The sequence below is a fragment of the Desulfobacula sp. genome, assembly GCF_030611305.1.
Lineage (GTDB): Bacteria > Desulfobacterota > Desulfobacteria > Desulfobacterales > Desulfobacteraceae > Desulfobacula.
Genome location: NZ_JAUWQB010000079.1, coordinates 1 through 15,498 on the forward strand (window position 1 = coordinate 1; position 15,498 = coordinate 15,498).

The following is a 15,498-nucleotide window of genomic DNA, read 5'->3' on the forward strand; positions in this document are numbered from 1 at the left end:
TGATAGTTATCGGATGAGAGAAGAGAAAAAGCAATTATAATTTAACCAGGCTGGCAGTTCAAAAACAACGATCTGCCAGTTTTTTTTGCATACATTTTCAAAGCAGGGATTTTATGACATTTTCACGCCGCCGCTCACAGCTTTACACTGATTGCATTTTACAACACCATTGTCATGTTCTCTTTAGCTATATATATTCTTGCGATGCCCAACTTTGACTCTCCAAATGGAGAATTCTTTATCTTGAATGGAATAAATAATACGGTATTGTCCATATCTTAAACGATACTTTTCTTGTTTGCTTAACTTTTTACATCCGGGTTGACGTGGATTTTCACCAAGAGATTCAATGCAGATAAGAATTTTTGTTAAATCTTTATCTGGGATTGATTTAAAATCTTTCCAAACTGATTTTTTGAAAAAAATCCTATATACGCCCATCTTGTTTAAGCCTCTTGACCATCTGTTCATAGCTTACCAAAGGCTCATCAGACCTTTCATCAAACACAGCAAGATCTTTAGCATCTTCAGCAAGGGCTTCTCTCAACGCTTCATTAATTATTTTTGACATTGAGCAGGATGTTTCAAGAGCTTTAAGTCGTAATGCATGATGAAGAGTTGGATCTAAATATATGGTTGAACGTTTTGATAATGTTGCCATAATTGCACCTCCAAATTATTAATACCAACGCTATAGCGTCATAACGTTTTCAAGTCAAGGTTTTGCAGCCCGGACCTGTGATACTGCTTTTCCCTCCGGATATGCAGGGCATTCCACCTTGATAGTTCTGTTTTCTGAGCATTTATTAATTGTATTTTCTGCTGAAGCTTAGCCTTTGCATCTGCATTATCTGAAAGTTTCTGCTTTATGGCGCCGACCACAGGGAGGGAACAAGGGGGTTGAGCCCCTTGTGGTCCGCTGCAATGATTCGTTGGAAGCCGGACTTTGTTTGAAATTATGGACTTGAATTACCTCTTAAACAACAGCCAGTTTGCAGCCAAGCGCTTTTGTTACTTTGCTGATCGTGGAGAACTTCGGATTGCCGCCTTCAGCAAGAGACTTGTACAGACTCGCTCGGGTAACACCGGCTTGCTTGGACACTTCGGTCATACCTTTAGCCCTGGCAGCAGTGTTCAGCGCATGAATGAAATCGGATTCGTCACCAGTAGCAGCAACCTCTTGAAGAAAACCACGAATCTCTTCAGGAGTGTTCAAGTGTTCGGCTATGTCAAAAGGTTTTGTGTTAAGGGGCATGGGTTAATCCTCCAGTTCATTTAAGAGTTCAGCGGCTCTTTCAATGTCTTTGGATTGCGTGGATTTGTCTCCACCGGCCAGCAGTAAGAGTACCCTGCCCTCTTGGATGGTGTAGTAAATTCGCAAGCCGCTGCCAAAAAAAAAGCGCAATTCAAACAAGTTAGAGCCAATTTGTTTAAAATCTCCGAAATTGCCGTTTTCTACCCGGTCAAGCCGAGCCAAGACCTTTATTTTTATTGAAGAATCTTTCAGCTTGGTAAACCACTTATCGTACTGTTTTGAACTTCGGAGTTCGTATTTCATGCTTAACAATGTATCTCACAAGATACAGATTGTCAAGGTTATTATGAATTACTTCAGAAATAAAATGCTTGAAACGAGATAAAGGAAATGACAGAAATTAAGGAAGATTCAAGAACAAAAAGCTCAGGGATAGTTCGGAGGCTTTCCAACGCCGCAAATAACCGGCTGGCAAAAGACGCAGAGCGAAGCGGTGCGGCTTTTGCCAGTCCGAGTTAATTTGCATTGTTATGTGCTTCATTTCACAACCAACACCAGCTCGTTTGGTTTCGGGTAACTCACTGGAATATATTCGATATTAAATGGGTATTTTTGATTCTTTATGTCACTTGCAGAACATTCCATCAAATCATTTTCAATGCAAAAAATGACAACCAACTTTAAATATCGTCTTAGAATCATGAGTGGTGGAAATACTTTTTTGTAACCCATCCACTCCATCATATCCTTTTTTCCTTTTGAGCTATTGCAAGACCTACATGCATAAATCAAATTATCCCCGGCATCCTTACCACCCATTTTTTTAGAAAAAATGTGGTCAAGTGCTAAATTTTCAGTTGAGCCGCAATAGCTACACTTGTTGCCTAACAATAATTTTATCTTTTCATCATCGAAGATTGTTCGTATATTCATTGAACCTTCGATGAGACCTTTGAATAATTTTGCTCGAATCATATAATTAAAAGGAACATACTTCTCTTGTTTTCTGTCTACCGCAGTATGAGCCATAGCAAGATTAGCATACGACCAAAACAAGATTTCTTTCACGGTATTTAACTCTTTCTTTGCCAATACTGTTCCTTTTGCACATAACGGGTGAGTGACCGACAGGCGGTACCGAGTAAAGATGTTCCATACAATAGAGACATCATTTTCTGATTAACTTGAAAAAGGTCTCAGCCATAGCCTGTTCGAGTCCACTCTCTGGTTATGTTTTCTTTCCCTTTATTTTTTCTTCAACATCAGCATTAAAAAATATACAAGTATTTAAGATATCAATAAATTGCTTCAATGTTATGTCCAGTTTATCACCAATATTAAATTCAATGTTAAACTCTTCCGCCCCAAGCATTAGAGCTGCATTTTCTGGACCGGACTTACCAACTTCAGCAAGAACTTCTTCATCTCCCTTTTTAAAAAACATCTTAAACCTGTTACCTACAATTATCAGTTTATCTTTCTGATCATTATTACAATCTTTTATCTCAATCACGCCGTTTCTATGCACTAAACAATTTCTTGCCTTATTTATTGTTTTCAAATGCCTTTCATAAGTTAAAGTATCTTTTAATTCTGTGTGTACCGCGTTTAGTAAATCAGGATAATTGAACTTGTTTGCTCTGATTTTAAGATCAGGTTCAACACCTTCAATAGCTAAAGAGGGATTATCATTCAATTGATTTTCTATAGCTTTAAATACAAAAAGTCTCTCTAACGTTGTTCTGATACAGCTATGAATATCTTCAAATCCATTTATTAATAACCATCGTTTGAACAACTCTTTAGTTTGACTTATGTCTGATGCTCGATTCCCTAATGATAGTTGTATTTGTATAAGTTGAAGTTCCTCATTTGTGGGATCAGGAAATTTATCGATTTTCTCAACAAGCCTTAGTCCTAAGAGCACATTATTATGACAATTAGCTAGTAACTGCTTAAACGGTATAATGACGTATGCAGGATTTAAGTTGCTCATCAGATAAAACCTATAGCCATTATTTTTATCCTTTCATATCAGCATAATGAAGCAGTTGAGATTAATCTTAATTCTAACATAACAGTGTTAATAAGTGGAAATTTTCCATGATATTGACTGTAATAGATAATGCTATTTTCCATTTATTTCGATATTAGAGCAAACCCATGGAAAGTCAACCAAAATTCCGTCCCGCTCCACAGTTAGAATTGATGGGTCAGATCCGCAAGGTTTTGCAGCCCGGACCCATGATACTGCTTTTCCCTCCGGATACGGGCAGGATGTTTATTTGCGTGGGATACCATTAATTCAAATGTGATCCCCTGGGCAAAATTTCTATATTTCTTCCCATCCGCAGACCCGATCAATGAATGCAGGGCATTCCACCTTGATAATTCTGTTTTCTGATAAAGCCTGGTTTCCCGATCTTTTTTCTGGGTTGCAATGTCCGTCTGTTTTTCATCTAACGCTCTGGCTCTCTGATTTAATTTAATTCTTTCATCAAAAGAGAAATGCACATTAGTCCAGATCCAAGTTTGCTTTACACTGATTGCATTTTACAACACCCCGGAAAACTTTGTTGCCGCATTCAGGACAAAAATAACGGGCTTCTTCATCTTGAATCCATTTTTCAGTACCGAATCTTCGTCTATAGGGAACTGCCCGTAAAATTACCTTTTTCCCAACAGCCATGGGAAAATTTTCAATGTACTGACAGGGAAATTCGTCGCATTGATGACATCCGGAATATCCCTTTTTGTCCGTGCAATCTCTGATCTCACACTGCCTGCAATGCATAAACAGGTCATCCGAAAAGCAGCCCTGGCATCGTATATCTTCTGCTGAAAGATTTTCAGTATTAGGAAGAGTGCCCTTCCCGGAAACTTTTCCCTTGTAAACCCCTGCTAACCTTGCCTTAAATTTTTGATTATTATCACGATGTGCCATATAAACGGCACAGACTCCGCAGTAAAGCCCACAAGGTGAAATAAAACCCGGATTAATTTTCATAATTCCAATCCTTTTAAATTTGTCTTTTTCTTATTTTACAAAAGCACAACGGCGGCTGACAGGTTATATTTTAACCTCTATCCATAATGAAGCCACATTTAATGCATTTAAATACTTTCTTTTTCATTAGGAGAAGCCACCCAATTAAGCCACTAACAAGTGAGCTGCAACCAATGAATGCTGCAAAGCCAAATCCAATGGTTGCACCAATGGCTGCACCTGCACTTTCTGCATCTCAATATTTTCTATCATTACAGTTTTTTATAGTAAGTCTTCCATTTATTAAATGACAAATTCTCACCAAAAGTATCTATCTCTGGTGTTAGATCTTCTCTTTGCTTTAATGCCAATGTTTCATTTATTACTCGCAATTTTGACATTTGCATAGCATGCCCTTCCATAAAGCTTTTAAATTCACCATTATTTTTTGAATCCCATGTTAATTTTATTTCTTCCTCTGATAAGTCGGCTTGGGAATTATAGAAGCTCATCAGGTCTTTATATTTGTCTGTTTGTTTTGAATAATTATAAAAATGTACAAAATCATCTTTTGAGATGGATCTTTTTATTATTTCACCCCCCATTTTGTCTATAAAACAACCTACAGGATAATTGAAAGCAAATTTTTTTCTGATGTTCACTGGATGGCAAAGCATTGGGAAATTTGTATAATACATCCATAGTACGGGTTCTAATATCATCGATAATTTATAAGGGAAAAAAAGACCTTCCAAACTCTGTTCTGGAATATATGCACACCCCATATGTTTTGGGGAATGTTCTGGATGGTAAGGGTGTGCAGCTGTTTGGGAAAGACCATCAAGGTGTAATTTTAATCTTTTTCTTATTGGCTTACAAAAGTTTCCAGATGGTAGACATCCTTTGAGTATAGTTGTCCAATTGGGATTAAATTTATTATCAAAATACTCTTTGATAGTTGAATAATTACGATCGTTTTCTATTTTTCTGTAAGAATAATTTTGAAGTAGAGAAAATTCCAGAAATAATCTTAACAACAAACCAAGTGAAGCGGAGAATCCATTGAGACCACACAATAAAGCCTCAAGAACCAAATATTTGGCTTCATAGTAAAAATACCATTGTCGGAAAATAATGTTTGAATCGCCACCGTCATAAAATGTAGCTGAGAATGTATCTTGAACATTTAAATACGAAAGCAATTTCCATTTAAAATCAACCCAATGGTTATTAAATATTTCTTCATTTTCAAGTATGGATAAACTTTTTTGGGCAACACTTGATAGATCAGACTCTCGTATGGAAAAAATCGTTTCTATGCTGCCCGGATTTTTGCGACTGGATGAATCCTTGATGCATACATAGGTGGAAGCAATTGATTTTGGCGAAGAAGTTTTATTGATTAATTCATCTAAAAACTCGGTGTTTTTCGTGTCTATTTTAGTCATTGAGTGTACTATTTAATTCCTTGAGGTGGAGATAACGTTTGAGTTCAGGGGCCACCGACCGCAGGGAGGGAACAAGGGGTGAAGCGAAGCGCGCCCCTTGTGGTCCGCTGCAATGAAGGGTTATATTTTTTTTCTTTCATAGAGAAGCTGTTCACTTAAGCCGAATACATCTGGATAATTCAATCCATGGGATGCATAAGGAACCAGTTTGTATTCTTCGTCATGCGCTCGTAGATACATAACTTTTATACCAACATTTTGATGTAAGCGAAGAGAAGCAGTTTTCAAAGATTCACTTGCATTGCAACCTATATAAATACATTCAATTGAATCAATTGGTACTCCACATAAATAAACATAGTAACCAAGCGAATCTTTTTTCCCAGTTTCCGTGCAATCAGAAAGTATTTTTGTTAAACGGAGTTCATTCTCATAGAACCACTCATCTGATTTGAAATATAGATCATCTATAGAAACAGTTTCATTCTCAAGGAAAATTTTTGCATCAATTATAGGTCGGCGCGGAACATAATGAACTTCTTTCCCACTTTTTATAAAGTCACAATTAGTTTTCAATTCAACCACGATACCTTGATGCGATTCAGCATAATGCGCCCACATAAGCAGGTTAACTGGTAGTAAGGTGTCTGCTCTTGTCAGGCATAAAATACCAATTTGTTCACTTAGTCGAGAAATTAATTTCCGATTGTCTAATTTTTTAGTTCGTGCTGCTAATGAGTTTCCTTTGATTAAATATTTTTCATAGGATGACACATTTTCATTGAGCACAAATTTACATGAAAATTCCATTCCTTCCAATAAGGTCTCATCATTAACAATAAATTCTGGTTGCAATTCAAAGGGATCATTTAACGCTTTTGGTTGAGTGATTCTGAGAGTCTGATCCTTCAAAAAACATTCTGCGGCATTTCTTCCTAAATATTTGTATGTTTTCATATGTTCGCTGTAAAAGTTGTTTAAATATAACCGTGTTAATAAATGGAAATTTTCCATGATATTGACTGTAATAGATAATGCGATTTTCCATTTATTTCGATATTAAAGTAAACCCATGGAAAGTCAACCAAAATTCCGTCCCGCTCCACAGTTAGAATTGATGGATCAGATCCGCGAGGTTTTGCAGCCTGGACCCGTGATACTGCTTTTGCCTCCGGATATGGGCATGATGTTTATTTGTGTGCCAATCCTCTCTTTCAAGGCTGAAACATGAGAGATAACACCAATCAATTTTCCTTTCTGATGCAGTCCGGAAAGTGCTTCCAGAGAGGTTTCCAGAGCATCCTCGTCTAAAGTGCCGAATCCCTCATCAAGAAAAAGTGAATCCACACGGACATTGCGGCTGGCCATATTGGACAGTCCCAGGGCAAGAGACAGACTGACAATAAAACTTTCGCCGCCGGATAGATTCTTTGTCGATCGAATTTCGCCTGCCTGATAATTATCCACGATGTTCAATTCCAAAGGTTGCTTTTCATCACGGATAAGCAGATAACGATCCGACATTTTTTCAAGCTGTTTATTTGCGTGTGATACCATTAATTCAAATGTGATCCCCTGGGCAAAATTTCTATATTTCTTCCCGTCTGCAGAGCCGATTAAAGAATGCAGGGCATTCCACCTTGACACTTCTGTTTTCTGGGCATTTATTAATTGTATTTTCTGTTGAAGCTTAACCTTTGCACTTGTGTTGTCTGAAAGTTTCTGCTTTATGGCGCCGACTTGTTCACCAAGGGTCTTCAGGCTTTCCCGGATTTGTGCCTGTTCCTTTTTCAGGAGATCAAGCGATACATCCGTCATCTTTCTGGCTGTTTCCTGATAAAGCCTGGTTTCCCGGTCTTTTTTCCGGGTTGCAATGTCCGTCTGTTTTTCATCTAACGCTCTGGCTCTCTGATTTAATTTACTTCTTTCATCAAAAGAGAGTCGAAATGAAATGAATGTCGGCTCATCTTTAAACCCGGCTTTTTTGCAGATGGTTTTAAAAGAGGATGCAAGGTTATCCAGCTCAGGCTTTCTTCCGGCTGTGTTTTCTTTTAAGGTAGTGATGCGGGTTTTTAAATCATTTAATTGCTGTCTTATATTATCCCGGCTCTTCCTTGCGGCTTTTTCAAATTTTTCTGCTTCAAAAACCCGGTCTTCCAGCCGGGATTCTTCTGTATCCGGATTTTTCCGGCCATATAGATTTTTACGGGTAGTACTCAACTTTTCAAATTCCTTTTGATAATCTTTAAGAAAAGTCCGTTTTCCTTTTAGGGTTTCATCAAGAGTCTTTAAAACAGCACCAAGACTTTTTATCTCAGATGCAAGCTCAATGGTTTGTTTTTCGATTTCAGATTTCTGTTTTTGATACTCCTGCCAGTTTTTCTGCCGGGTTCCAAGCAATTCTGAAACAGAATCAAGGCCGGTATCCGGGATCTCTTTTATATCAAATGGTTCCAAGCTTGAGATAACTTTAGTTTTCAATTCAGCATACTTACCCTCTGACAATTGTAATTCTTTTTCAGAGCGCCGGATATTTGCCTGGGTATCATCTTTCTTATGCTGAATATGAACAAGCTCTTTTTCTGCTTGGGCTAATGCATCGCCTGCTTCTTTTTCTTCAGATTCATCTTCCTTTAGCTTATTTTCAAGCTGGTCTGCTTCCTGAATCAGACTGAACAGTTTATTGATTTTTTCTTCGATTTCATCAGTTTGGGGAACATTACCTTGGGCAAAGGGGTGATGCAAAGCCCCACATAGCGGGCATGATTTGCCATCCTCCAATTTTACCCGTTCATCTTCAAGACTTGCAATCTTTCTCAGATAAGCCATTTCACGCAAAAGGCCGTCATGTTCAGTCCTATAGTCCGGCAGCATGCGGTCACCTAAAAGTTTTGCAATGGCCCTGCCTGTTTGCGACACCACTTTTTTGCCTGCATCATGCTTTTCTTCAAGTTTATAGCATAATGCCATTTGTTTCTTATGGCGGGCAGTATTTATTGCAAACTGTTTTTTTAACTCTGTAGCCTGGCTGTCTATTGCCAAAATATGGGTCGTTGAAATCTGCAGGTTCTTAATCTGCTCATTGATCCCGGTCAGCTCTGTAACAAGTGCGGCATCATGGGCATTGGCCGACAGATAGTCTTCTACCCCGGAAAGTTCTTTACTTGCCGCCTTTTGATTGGATTCTGCCTTTTGCCGTTGCTCTGTTTTTTTAGAAGCCTGGGTTTCAATCTTCCGGCAATCTGAGCCGGCGGTTTTTAAAAGAGCTTTGTTCTGCGAAATCTGGAGATCAAGCGCTCTCACCTTTTGAATCAATACAAATTCGCTTTTCTGTTCTTCTTTGACTTTAGCCAGAGCTTCCTGTGCTTTATTGAAATCTGTTTCTTTTAAACCCAGTATTTTTTCCTGGTCAGGAAGTAAAGCTTGTGAGTTTGCCAAAGCCTCAAGATCAAACTCTTGCTGCTGCCTTTTCGACACCAGGGTAGCATAAACACTTTCCAGTTCTGCCGCCTTTTCTGCTTTCTGTAATTTTATCCTGTCAGCCCCAAACGCCTTTAAATCATTTGACAGGCCCTCTGATTCCTTATTAATTTCAGAAAGCTCGCTTTTTAGTGCATCAATTCCTGTCAGCCACAGAATGGATTTGCCGAGTTCATCATTTTTAAAGCTTTCTTCCTTTTCAATCTTCTGCTTTCCGATAAGTTCCCGATTGAATGCAGTTTCGTCTTCATCGCTTAAAATGGCTATCCCGGCAGTTTCTGCCTGAAGCAATTCAAGTTTGTTATGTTCTTCCCGCTGACGTTCATGAACACGCTTTGAAATGTCACTGTAAATTGTGGTGCCCGTAATCTGTTCAAGTATTGGTGCTCTTTCATCCGGCGTGGCCGCAAGAAATGCCGCAAACCCTCCCTGAGCCAGCAGCATGGAACGGGTAAACCGGTCAAAATCCATACCGGTTTCCTGTTCAATCCTGACTGCAACATCCCGTTTCTTTGACTCCAGGATCTTACCGGTTTTCGCATCTGATATTTCATGTTTTGAATCAATAAGATTGCCGTCAGCCTTTTTGCGTGCTTTGTGCTGGCTCCAATGAGACCGGAACTTTCCTGTCCGGGTTTCAAAGATCACCTCAGCAAAACATTCCCCGGTTTGCCGGGACATGATCTCATTGCCGGCTTTGGTAATGGTTTTTAATCGCGGTGTTTTGCCGTAAAGGGCAAGACAGATGGCGTCGAGAATGGTTGATTTCCCCGCACCAGTAGGACCTGTAATGACAAAGATACCGTCAAAAACATACTCGGGCGTTGTAAAATCAATACCCCACTCCCCGTAGAGTGAATTAAGATTTTTAAATCTAAGCTCAAGAATTCTCATGACCCGCCTCTTTATTCCGCATTTGTATCTTCTTCATTAAGAGAGGTGATGATCTCCTGATGGGCCTGAATCAGTGCCAGTCGTTCATCTCCTGCCACCTCATAAGTATCCAGAAGGCGGGTAAAGACATCGGTTACATCCAGATCATCCAGCGTATCATTTTCACAGGTTTGATTGATGACCCTTTCAATAACCCGCTTGTTTTTTATTCGTCGAATCTCCATATCGGTATCTGCAACCGCCTCTTCGACAATCTCTCTTAAATTTCCGGCAATCTTATTCCCTGTGTATTCAATCTCCAGCCATGCTTTGCTGTCTTTTGATTTCAGTTCATCTATCCTTTGGGTTATCTCGTCCATCTTGCCGGATATTCTTTCCAAAACCTGAAAGCAGGGAACTCTGTGAAGGGTAATTGTTAAAGGATGTCGTTTAACAGAAGAATTTGGATTCCCACTGGTTGCAACATCAATGATTACAACACTTTTCTCCTGTTTTGCTTCTCCATACCCCATGGGAATCGGCGAGCCTGCGTATCGTATATGTTCTGACTTTCCAACTATTTGCGGAACGTGCAGATGCCCCAATGCCAGATAATCTATACAGCCGGGGAAAATATCTTTGCCGACATGGGCCAGAGAGCCGACGTAAAGTTCTCTTACTCCGTCACCTTCAATTGTTTTACCGCCGGCTGTAAAAAGGTGTCCCATTCCAATGATAGGGATATCGCCGTATTCTCTCTGCTTTTTTTCTGCAATTCTACAGACATCAGCATAATGCCTTTGCACACCTTTAATGAGATTGGCATTCTTGTCTTCTATGCTTTCACCGGCCTTTACAACCCGGATATCCCGATCCCGCAGATAAGGAACCGCACACACGATAGCTTCCGGAACATCAGAAATTCCTTTAAGGAAAATGACCTCATCTTCCGGATTCTCTGTGATCGAACCCACAACATGGACATTCAAAGCCAGCAGCAGCTCTTTTGGCGCATTCAGAAAAGAAGGCGAATCATGATTGCCCGCAATGATCACCACATGACGGCAACCCGATGCAGAGACGTTGCAGAGAAACCGGTAATAAAGCGCCTGTGCACGGTTACTGGGGGTACTGGTGTCAAAAATATCACCGCTAACCAGCAGTGCATCTATACCTTTGCTCTCAATCAATCCTGCCAGCCAGTCGAGAAATGCCGAAAATTCATCATAGCGTTTCCGGCCATACAGTGAACGGCCGATATGCCAGTCTGAAGTGTGAAGGATTTTCATAAAGCAGCTACTTCCGATGTTTTTTGAAGATTTACAATTAGTTTTATACTAACCGAACAGATCCGCATGGCTTCCTGTTCGGACAAGACAAAGTTCACTTCCCTCTATACGGTATATTAGCAGCCAGTCCGGTTCAATGTGGCATTCACGGCAATCTTTCAAGGTTCCTTTTAAAGGATGATCTTTGTTTTCAGACGGCAATTTTTCCGCATTGACTATGCGATGAATTATATTTTTAAGTTTTTCAATATCTTTACCACGTTTTTTGATCTGCTTCACATCTCTCTTAAATTGTGTGTCACGTCTGATAAATCTCATGCTTATCAGATTCCAAGATCATCAAACAATTCTTGAGCTGTAGAAAAAGCTTTACCTTTACCCTGCCTTGATTTTTCAATTGCCTTTATAGTTTTTTCATTTGGAACGTGAAGTTCAAACGGCAGTCCACGATGGGCAATAACCTGACGATAAAACAATTCAAACGATTTTGAGACTGATAGCCCCAATTCTTTAAGTATGGACTCAGCCTGCTTCTTGACTTCAGGGTCCAGTAAAGCCCTGGCTGTACTTGTTTTTGTCGTGCCCATCTTAATACCTCCCCCATTATTTCATATATAGCATATAGTATGCCATTATTTAATATATTGTCAAGCACGCATCAAGATAACGATAGGCTGTGGAGGGATGAAATCTTTTTTTGGATATTATCATAATGAGACCCTTTCCAGAAAACTCTTTTGCACTGAGGGCATTGAAAAAAAGTATTAAAATACCGTTTTGTTTTTGGCTCTAAAAGATGTATCACATCTTTTTTTGCTGTAGTCACAAGCTTAATATTACAAGCTGTGCACCTTGAAAAGAATGAAATTAAATTTTGCAATCCAAAAAAAATAATTGTTTCAATGAGTTGATCATAGGGCAAATTGGCTTGAATCCGCTTTGCAAAAATAATTTTTTTTCTTTTTAAAAGATCTGTATCGCGGGTCAGTACAATTCGGTATTCCGTTTCGGCAATATCGGCAATTTCAATGTCAGAATAGAATGAAGAATAGTTGACATCAAAACCCAGCAGGATCAAAAGACGCCCCAATTTGATCACATTTACATCTGCAATAAATTTCATACTGTTAAGCGGAATGGGTCTCAGCACCGAAGGAGACAGTACAGTGAATGGCGGATGTATAGCATGCACATGCAGCACTCCCTGTGATAATGGGATATATGAAAAATCAACCTCCTGATCATTAAAATCAATGCGCCCGACTTCTGTATGCGGAACACCAAGGGATTCAATGATATCCTTGACAGAGGCTTTCCGGCTCAAGAAATATTCAAACCGGTTGCCGTTTTTATCATTTGTCAGAAAAAAATCAAATTGTCTTTCAAGTTGTATAAAAATTTTCACTTATTATCCAAGCTTTGCGTTTAAACTATTCAATTTTAACACACATACCTTATGCTGGAAAATTTACTTTCGCAGATCTGAACAAAAAGATGGTGATCAATGTAAATGTAAGAGAGATGGCCTGTCTCAGGTTACCAAAACCAGGATTAAACCCGGATAAAAATATAGCCGCCTTCGCCATATCCGAAATGCCGGAACATAATGTTGTAATCGTATGACAATCCTTTATAAAAAATATCAAAAGAAACTTGATAAGGATAAGCCTGTAAAGGATCAACATCAAGGAGGATCACCTTGCCTGATACCGGGTCAAACCCGCCCACCGGGGAAATGTGGGGGATGTGAAGATCCTGTATAAAGCTTCCCTGGTCAAAATGCGAAAGGATCAGACAATTGCCCTTTTTTTCAAATTGTTCAAGCCTGTTGCGCAGTATCTGTTTGATCTCTTTTGATTTTGCAGGATCACTTTTCGCCTGGACGGTTTCAACGGATTGATATGGAATCTTGTAAGCGTTAAGAGAGACTTTGACAACCTGGCCAAGCGTATGGAGGGGAAGTCCCCTTCGGCCTTTATAGCCGGTATCACTCATCCGCTCCTTCCAGTGGGCGGTTTCTACCTTTTCAAGCAAATCCTGCTGGGTCACAGGAGGCCCGTTTAAAGACCCCCCTTTCTCAAGGAGAGTATTCACCACAGACACAATGGACGCCACGGAACAGGATGATTCATGGAATTGTTTGACATGGTGTTTGAACAACCCGTCTTTCACAAGATTACCGGTTTTTTCATAGGGCTTTTGAATATAAACTGCCTGATCTGCCCCGAAAGTCCCTCTCTTTGTGAATTTCTGAAAAAAATACTGAATATAAATATACGGGCGAATCACCCATTTTAAAAAAATCATAGGACACGCTTATTTCTCGTCACAGTTCAATATTTTCTTTAAATAATGCCCAGTATAGCTTTTGGAAGATTCTGCAATCTTTTCTGGAGGCCCTTCAGCAATAATTTCACCCCCGCTGTTGCCCCCTTCAGGTCCGAGATCAATAATCCAGTCTGCTGTCTTAATGACATCCAGGTTGTGCTCGATAATGATCACTGTATTTCCAGCCTTTGTCAAGCGTGAAAGGACTTTTAACAGGAGCCTGACATCCTGAAAGTGGAGCCCTGTAGTGGGTTCATCAAGGATGTAGAGGGTTTCCCCGGTATCTCTCTTTGCAAGTTCCCGGGCGAGCTTGATTCTCTGGGCCTCTCCGCCTGAGAGGGTTGTGGCTGCCTGCCCGAGTTTGATGTAAGAAAGCCCCACATCCATTAAGGTATCCAGAATATGTTTGATTTTAGGATGCCTGATAAACAGTTCCCTTGCCTGCACGACTGACAGGCCCAGAATATCTGAAATGGAATGATTCTTATACGTGATTTCAAGGGTTGCCCGGTTAAACCGTTTTCCCGCACAGACTTCACAGGGAACAAATACATCGGCTAAAAAATGCATTTCCACTTTAATATGCCCGTCGCCCTTACAGGCCTCGCATCTCCCGCCTTTAACATTAAAGGAATATCTTCCCTTTTTATATCCCCGGGCCTTTGATTCGGGCAGCAGAGCAAAGAAATCCCTGATATGGTCAAACACCTTAGTGTAGGTGGCAGGGTTGCTTCGAGGTGTTCGACCAATGGGTTTCTGGTTAATATTAATAATTTTGTCTAAATGGGAAAGTCCCTTAATTTTATCATGCCGGCCTACATTCAACTTGGAATCATGAAGTTTGACTGCCAGGGCCGGATAAAGAATTTGATTGATAAGGGTTGATTTCCCGGCCCCTGACACGCCAGTGACGGCCACCAGGAGTCCCATGGGTATTTTTGCCGTGATATTTTTCAGATTGTTTTCAGATGCCCTGACAATGGTGATCCATTTACTTTCCTGGCTTTTTCTTTTTTCCGGGATTTCTATTCGCTCCTTACCGGTTAAAAATTTGCCGGTGATGGATGCCGGGTTCTCTTTAATCTGATCCGGTGTTCCCTGGGCCACGATCTGCCCGCCAAGGTGTCCTGCTCCTGGACCAATATCCACGATCCAGTCTGATTTTTCCATTGTTTCCTGATCATGTTCCACAATGATCAGGGTGTTGCCGATATCCCGCAGATGATGAAGGGTGTGTAGCAGTTTGATGTTATCTTTCTGATGAAGGCCGATGGAAGGCTCATCCAGAATATAGAGTACCCCTGTAAGTTCCGATCCCACCTGGGAGGCAAGGCGTATCCTCTGGGACTCGCCCCCGGAAAGGGTTGGACCACTCCTGTCCAGGGATAGATAATCCAATCCCACATTTACAAGAAACCCAAGCCGGTCTGATATTTCCTTTAGCAGTTCTTCGGCTATCAACTTCTTATTTCCAATAAGGTTCATTCCATTGACAAAATCAAAAGCCTGCCTGATAGTCATGGCTGTCACATCAACAATTGATTTTTTATGGATATGCACATGAAGCACCTCATTCTTCAGCCGCCTACCCTGACAGGCAGGGCAGGTGCTGGCTGTCATAAATGCGGAATAGTATTTTTTCTGTCCTTCAGACTGGGTCTCCCTGTATCGCCGCATCAAGGTATGAACAAGTCCTTCATCTCGTGTTCGACAGTTGTAGGTTCATTTTTACCGATTTTTGTAAAAATATCCAATAAAATCAGGCCGAGTATCGAATCTGAGTTCAAAACCTGTAGGCACACGACTACTCAAATTTATCTTGACAAATATATCAATACA

17 protein-coding genes and 1 pseudogene are annotated in these 15,498 nt (G+C 40.2%); 1 reads left to right on the forward strand and 17 read right to left on the reverse strand.

The window, feature by feature from the left end; genetic code table 11:
* Positions 1-183 precede the first annotated feature (183 nt).
* From QAI40_RS13510 to QAI40_RS13525, 4 genes are all read right to left on the reverse strand, one after another.
* Positions 184-471: a type II toxin-antitoxin system RelE family toxin gene (locus tag QAI40_RS13510; protein ID WP_331520892.1), complete on the reverse strand. Its 288-nt coding sequence runs from the start codon at positions 469-471 to the stop codon at positions 184-186.
* Positions 428-661, reverse strand: a complete 234-nt coding sequence (locus tag QAI40_RS13515; protein ID WP_304511681.1) for a CopG family transcriptional regulator — start codon at positions 659-661, stop codon at positions 428-430. Before QAI40_RS13515 ends, QAI40_RS13510 begins: the two co-directional genes overlap by 44 nt.
* Before the next feature lie 315 nt (positions 662-976).
* A complete protein-coding gene (locus tag QAI40_RS13520) occupies positions 977-1,255 on the reverse strand; it encodes an addiction module antidote protein (protein ID WP_304511682.1) in 279 nt (92 codons plus the stop codon).
* 3 nt (positions 1,256-1,258) lie between these two features.
* Entirely contained in the window at positions 1,259-1,558 is a 300-nt protein-coding gene (locus QAI40_RS13525) for a type II toxin-antitoxin system RelE/ParE family toxin (protein ID WP_304511683.1), read from the reverse strand.
* Between the two features lie 87 nt (positions 1,559-1,645).
* On the opposite strand from QAI40_RS13525, the gene QAI40_RS13530 reads away from it, so the two are divergent.
* Complete coding sequence (locus tag QAI40_RS13530; RefSeq protein ID WP_304511684.1) at positions 1,646-1,774, forward strand: hypothetical protein; 129 nt, start codon at positions 1,646-1,648, stop codon at positions 1,772-1,774.
* An 18-nt stretch (positions 1,775-1,792) separates the two neighbouring features.
* On the opposite strand, the gene QAI40_RS13535 is transcribed toward QAI40_RS13530, so the two are convergent.
* The 13 genes and pseudogenes from QAI40_RS13535 to uvrA form a co-directional block, all read right to left on the reverse strand.
* Positions 1,793-2,347 carry an HNH endonuclease gene (locus QAI40_RS13535; RefSeq protein ID WP_304511685.1) on the reverse strand — a complete coding sequence of 185 codons (555 nt, stop codon included), beginning with the start codon at positions 2,345-2,347 and terminating at the stop codon, positions 1,793-1,795.
* A gap of 136 nt (positions 2,348-2,483) precedes the next feature.
* Positions 2,484-3,251: a hypothetical protein gene (locus QAI40_RS13540; protein ID WP_304511686.1), complete on the reverse strand. Its 768-nt coding sequence runs from the start codon at positions 3,249-3,251 to the stop codon at positions 2,484-2,486.
* A gap of 203 nt (positions 3,252-3,454) precedes the next feature.
* Entirely contained in the window at positions 3,455-3,769 is a 315-nt protein-coding gene (locus QAI40_RS13545; RefSeq protein ID WP_304511687.1) for a hypothetical protein, read from the reverse strand.
* A 1-nt stretch (position 3,770) separates the two neighbouring features.
* Entirely contained in the window at positions 3,771-4,262 is a 492-nt protein-coding gene (locus QAI40_RS13550) for a DUF3795 domain-containing protein (RefSeq protein ID WP_304511688.1), read from the reverse strand.
* Positions 4,263-4,513: 251 nt separating this feature from the next.
* Positions 4,514-5,689, reverse strand: a complete 1,176-nt coding sequence (locus QAI40_RS13555; RefSeq protein ID WP_299983337.1) for a hypothetical protein — start codon at positions 5,687-5,689, stop codon at positions 4,514-4,516.
* A 120-nt stretch (positions 5,690-5,809) separates the two neighbouring features.
* Positions 5,810-6,646, reverse strand: a complete 837-nt coding sequence (locus QAI40_RS13560) for a DUF2971 domain-containing protein (protein WP_299983339.1) — start codon at positions 6,644-6,646, stop codon at positions 5,810-5,812.
* A gap of 165 nt (positions 6,647-6,811) precedes the next feature.
* Positions 6,812-10,063: an AAA family ATPase gene (locus QAI40_RS13565; protein WP_299983340.1), complete on the reverse strand. Its 3,252-nt coding sequence runs from the start codon at positions 10,061-10,063 to the stop codon at positions 6,812-6,814.
* An 11-nt stretch (positions 10,064-10,074) separates the two neighbouring features.
* Positions 10,075-11,331 carry an exonuclease SbcCD subunit D C-terminal domain-containing protein gene (locus QAI40_RS13570; protein ID WP_299983342.1) on the reverse strand — a complete coding sequence of 419 codons (1,257 nt, stop codon included), beginning with the start codon at positions 11,329-11,331 and terminating at the stop codon, positions 10,075-10,077.
* A 48-nt stretch (positions 11,332-11,379) separates the two neighbouring features.
* Complete coding sequence (locus QAI40_RS13575) at positions 11,380-11,649, reverse strand: type II toxin-antitoxin system YafQ family toxin (protein ID WP_299983344.1); 270 nt, start codon at positions 11,647-11,649, stop codon at positions 11,380-11,382.
* Between the two features lie 5 nt (positions 11,650-11,654).
* Complete coding sequence (locus tag QAI40_RS13580; RefSeq protein ID WP_299983346.1) at positions 11,655-11,918, reverse strand: type II toxin-antitoxin system RelB/DinJ family antitoxin; 264 nt, start codon at positions 11,916-11,918, stop codon at positions 11,655-11,657.
* Between the two features lie 71 nt (positions 11,919-11,989).
* On the reverse strand, positions 11,990-12,736 hold the full coding sequence (locus tag QAI40_RS13585) for a Mut7-C RNAse domain-containing protein (RefSeq protein ID WP_299983347.1): 747 nt from the start codon (positions 12,734-12,736) through the stop codon (positions 11,990-11,992).
* 146 nt (positions 12,737-12,882) lie between these two features.
* Entirely contained in the window at positions 12,883-13,638 is a 756-nt protein-coding gene (locus tag QAI40_RS13590) for a phytochelatin synthase family protein (RefSeq protein WP_299983349.1), read from the reverse strand.
* Positions 13,639-13,647: 9 nt separating this feature from the next.
* Positions 13,648-15,357 (reverse strand): annotated as a pseudogene (uvrA, locus tag QAI40_RS13595) (excinuclease ABC subunit UvrA); the annotation flags it as partial.
* Positions 15,358-15,498 lie beyond the last annotated feature (141 nt).

Excerpts from the sequence above, each read along its gene's own strand:
- QAI40_RS13515 (WP_304511681.1), bottom strand. The coding sequence starts at position 661 with ATGGCAACATTATCAAAACGTTCAACCATATATTTAGATCCAACTCTT.
- QAI40_RS13540 (WP_304511686.1), bottom strand. The coding sequence starts at position 3,251 with ATGAGCAACTTAAATCCTGCATACGTCATTATACCGTTTAAGCAGTTA.
- QAI40_RS13565 (WP_299983340.1), bottom strand. The coding sequence starts at position 10,063 with ATGAGAATTCTTGAGCTTAGATTTAAAAATCTTAATTCACTCTACGGG.
- QAI40_RS13525 (WP_304511683.1), bottom strand. The coding sequence starts at position 1,558 with ATGAAATACGAACTCCGAAGTTCAAAACAGTACGATAAGTGGTTTACC.
- QAI40_RS13530 (WP_304511684.1), top strand. The coding sequence starts at position 1,646 with ATGACAGAAATTAAGGAAGATTCAAGAACAAAAAGCTCAGGGATAGTT.
- QAI40_RS13575 (WP_299983344.1), bottom strand. The coding sequence starts at position 11,649 with ATGAGATTTATCAGACGTGACACACAATTTAAGAGAGATGTGAAGCAG.
- QAI40_RS13590 (WP_299983349.1), bottom strand. The coding sequence starts at position 13,638 with ATGATTTTTTTAAAATGGGTGATTCGCCCGTATATTTATATTCAGTAT.
- QAI40_RS13555 (WP_299983337.1), bottom strand. The coding sequence starts at position 5,689 with ATGACTAAAATAGACACGAAAAACACCGAGTTTTTAGATGAATTAATC.
- QAI40_RS13570 (WP_299983342.1), bottom strand. The coding sequence starts at position 11,331 with ATGAAAATCCTTCACACTTCAGACTGGCATATCGGCCGTTCACTGTAT.
- QAI40_RS13520 (WP_304511682.1), bottom strand. The coding sequence starts at position 1,255 with ATGCCCCTTAACACAAAACCTTTTGACATAGCCGAACACTTGAACACT.
- QAI40_RS13550 (WP_304511688.1), bottom strand. The coding sequence starts at position 4,262 with ATGAAAATTAATCCGGGTTTTATTTCACCTTGTGGGCTTTACTGCGGA.
- QAI40_RS13560 (WP_299983339.1), bottom strand. The coding sequence starts at position 6,646 with ATGAAAACATACAAATATTTAGGAAGAAATGCCGCAGAATGTTTTTTG.
- QAI40_RS13580 (WP_299983346.1), bottom strand. The coding sequence starts at position 11,918 with ATGGGCACGACAAAAACAAGTACAGCCAGGGCTTTACTGGACCCTGAA.
- QAI40_RS13510 (WP_331520892.1), bottom strand. The coding sequence starts at position 471 with ATGAACAGATGGTCAAGAGGCTTAAACAAGATGGGCGTATATAGGATT.